Genomic DNA, 319 nt, shown 5'->3' on the forward strand with positions numbered 1-319 from the left:
GAGCAGCAGCTGCAGCGCGGCGACAAGGCGCTGATCGGTAACTCCGCCTTCCGCCGCTATCTGCGCCGCGTTGCCGCACCAAGCGCGAAAGGCGGCAAGGCCAGGCCCGGGCCAGCCTTCGAGATCGACGCCGGCAAGCTGGCCGAGGAGGCCAGGTACGACGGCATCTTCGTGCTGCGCACCAACGCCCGCGTCACGCCATTGCAGGCGATGCTGAGATACCGCGAGCTCCTGGCCGTCGAGACCCTGTTCCGCAAAACCAAAGGCGTGCTCCGCACACGCCCGATCTACCACTCCTCCGACGCGGCCATCCGCGGCC

Annotated in this window: 1 pseudogene; it reads left to right on the top strand. The window is 68.7% G+C overall.

The annotated features are described in order from the left end of the window. Window positions 1-319, top strand: a pseudogene (locus Q7A36_RS41235) (IS1634 family transposase); the annotation flags it as partial.

This window comes from Paracraurococcus lichenis (genome assembly GCF_030657435.1).
Taxonomy (GTDB): domain Bacteria; phylum Pseudomonadota; class Alphaproteobacteria; order Acetobacterales; family Acetobacteraceae; genus Paracraurococcus; species Paracraurococcus lichenis.